Raw genomic sequence first — 2783 nt, 5'->3', positions numbered from 1 at the left:
CGCGGCGATCTGTCCATACTTCTGGCTCTTGGGCGCTGTGGCCGGCAGTTGCTTGACCGGCAGGATCGCGTCGATCTGGATCGTGCGCAGGTTCGCCTCGAATCCCGGGCTCTTCGGCGGAGGCATTTTCCCTGCCTGTGTCATGATCTTGGCTCCTGAAGGCCATCGACGATCATGCGCGGCAGGCTGTCGAGGCCCTCGGCACGGAGCAGCGTCAAGAAGTTCTCGTCCTTCAGCAGAGACTGAAATGCCGCATCGAGAAACAGGAGGCTGCTGCGCGTCGACTGCGCCCTGCGGACCATGTCCTGCTGTCGCTCGGCCTCGGCGCGATAGGCTTTGACCAGCGCGGCAGATGTCATTCGCGCTCGTGGCTGTTTGTTGCGCGCACCACCTCGCTGCTTGCCGTGGCGCTGGCGCAACTCAACCAGCCGCCGCGCCTCCAGCAGTTTCTTTCCGCGCAGTTCACCGGAGGCATAAGCAGCCTCGAGCGCCTTCTGCACGTCCTTCTCCTCGGCCCGCGTGATGTAGAGCGCGACGCTGAGCGGCATCTGCCCGGTCTCGACCGCGATCAGCAGGCGTTCCTCACCGTTGGCGATCAACTCGCCGATTTCATGAACATAGGCGAGGGAAAGCCCCGTCTTGTCGGCGATCTGATGGTCTGAATATCCCCGGTCGCGCAGGATGGCGATGTCCTGCAACAGTTCGAGCGGCCGCTGCTGGCGGCGGGCGATATTCTCGATCACGCTGCGCAGAAGGCGCTCGGCCTCGCTCGCATCCACGACGATGGCCGGGATGTGGGTTTCCCCAAGGGCGACATAAGCCTCCATCCGACCCTGACCGCAGACCAGACGATAGGACACTCCCGCCCCTTCATCGACCCGGGCGACGGTGATCGGCTTTTTCAGCCCGACCTTGCCGATACTGTCCACGAGCGCGCGAAAGGTCTTTTCCGAGCGTTCCCGCGGATTTTCCACGGTGATGGCGGAAATCGGGATCATCTGCACTTCGTCCCGCATCTCGACTTCGCTCACCATGGCGCCACCTCGGAAACCGGCACGCGGCGGGCCATGTCGAAGAAGAAATCCAGCGTTTCAAATCGGAAAGCGTCCAGCATCAGGCCATTCTCCTCGGCAAGCCCCAAGGGTTTTGTCCGCATCTCGAATTGGGGCAGCAGATAAAAATCGAGCGCGGCGGTGTTGGTGCGGTCCATCCGGACGGCAATGGTGATGTCGGGCGCGAGGCCGGTGTCGAAGCGGATTTTCCAGCGCAAGCCGCCCGTGGAGGTTTCGCGGCAGCGGGCGACGACGACGGAGGCGGTGAATTCGCCATTGATCGTCAGCAGGTCGGTCGCCGGATTGCGCGCCACGGTTCCGCCGAGCCGGGCGATCTCGCGGATTACGCGCTGGACCTCGTCCCCATGGAACAGCCGCAGCAGGCGGTTCACTTCGATGTAGTGGTAGTTCCGGTCCGGGGTGAAGCCGACAAGGGAGTAAGCCCGGATCAGGCTGCCGAACCGGTGGGCATAGGCGCCGCTGGACGGCATTCCGTCGGCCTCGTCGATCACCAGACCGGATATGTAGCCGTGGCGCTGGAACAGCCGGGTCAGGCGCTCCAGCATCTCCTCGTCCGAGAATCGGCGGTTGCGGGCGGCGATGATCGCCTGCACCTTCTGAAACTGTTTCGGCTCGACGATGGCATCGAACGCCCCTTCCGACCGGATCCACATCTCGGGGCCATTCGCGACCCGCTTCTGCTTCAGCTTGAAGGAGCGCCGGTTGTAGACGTTGTTGCCGATGTATTTCTCGTTGGTCAGGATCTGCTGCACGGTTGCGCGGGTCCACATCCGGCCAAGATCGGTCAGGATCCCGCGCTCGTTAAGTTCGGCGGCGATTTCGCTTTCCGAACGGCCGTGTTTCAGGAAACGGCTGTAGATCCAGCGGACGGTTTTCACCTCTGCTTCGGGCCCGGGCACTAGGATCACCCGGTCTGTCTGCAAGCTCTTGTGCTCACCACGCTTCAGCTCGGCCTTCACCTCGCCGCGTTCGTCAAGCAGAACCCGACGAAGGCCAAAACCCGCCGCACCGCCCTGACGGAAGCCGCGTTCGATCAGGCGGCACTGTCCGATGAAGACCTTGTTGGAAAGTTCCCGGCTGTATTCCCCGGCCATCGCGCGCTTGACGCTCTTGACGATCGTGGCAACCGGGCCGCCGTCGTTTTCGAATTGCTCGGCGCAATACTCGACTTGCTTGTTTGCGCGACGGCAGATGTATTCGTAATAGGCGGATTCATCGGCATCCTGAAACCGCCCCCATCGGCTGACGTCATAGACAAGGATCACCTCGAAATCCGCTGTGCCGTCCTGCACATCCTGGATCAGCTGTTGTAAGGCTTCGCGCCCCTCGATCCTCAGCCCGCTCTTTCCGGCATCAGCATAGGAACGGACCAGTTCAAAGCCGCGTTCCTCCGCGTATTTGCGGATCGCATCCGACTGGTTTTCCGTCGAGTATTTCTGATGGTCCGTGGACATGCGGACATATTCGGCCGCACGGCGCTTTGGCGGGGAGTTCGCCGGTTCTTTTGTTGAGGGCGGCTCTCTGCCTGCCATTCCCGTCTCCAGATCAGTTCATGCAGGCGTCTCCGTCTAGTCGGACCCGGGGTATTGGCTGGGGCGCAAAATGGAATCTGCCGCTGTGTTGTCTTCCCCAAAGGTTTACCGGAGGAGGACGCCGCGATGCGGATCAAGATGGGCACATCTGTGCCGAAAATGGGCACAACTGTGCACC

Annotated in this window: 2 protein-coding genes; both read right to left on the bottom strand. The window is 61.9% G+C overall.

Going from position 1 to position 2783, the window contains the following annotated elements:
- Positions 1–140 precede the first annotated feature (140 nt).
- Positions 141–1034 carry a plasmid partitioning protein RepB C-terminal domain-containing protein gene (locus WMK75_RS18910; RefSeq protein WP_347269120.1) on the bottom strand — a complete coding sequence of 298 codons (894 nt, stop codon included), beginning with the start codon at positions 1032–1034 and terminating at the stop codon, positions 141–143.
- Positions 1028–2605, bottom strand: coding sequence for a recombinase family protein (locus tag WMK75_RS18905; RefSeq protein ID WP_347269119.1), 1578 nt, complete (start codon positions 2603–2605; stop codon positions 1028–1030). Before WMK75_RS18905 ends, WMK75_RS18910 begins: the two co-directional genes overlap by 7 nt.
- Between the last annotated feature and the right edge of the window lie 178 nt (positions 2606–2783).

Source organism: Paracoccus sp. (in: a-proteobacteria), assembly GCF_039808215.1.
In the GTDB taxonomy this organism is placed as follows: domain Bacteria; phylum Pseudomonadota; class Alphaproteobacteria; order Rhodobacterales; family Rhodobacteraceae; genus Paracoccus.
Note: the sequence above shows the minus strand (reverse complement) of the source record. Positions and strands in the feature narration are given on the sequence as shown.

Bases quoted from the DNA above. Each gene is read 5' to 3' on its own strand.
- WMK75_RS18905 (WP_347269119.1), bottom strand. From the start codon at position 2,605: ATGGCAGGCAGAGAGCCGCCCTCAACAAAAGAACCGGCGAACTCCCCG.
- WMK75_RS18910 (WP_347269120.1), bottom strand. From the start codon at position 1,034: ATGGTGAGCGAAGTCGAGATGCGGGACGAAGTGCAGATGATCCCGATT.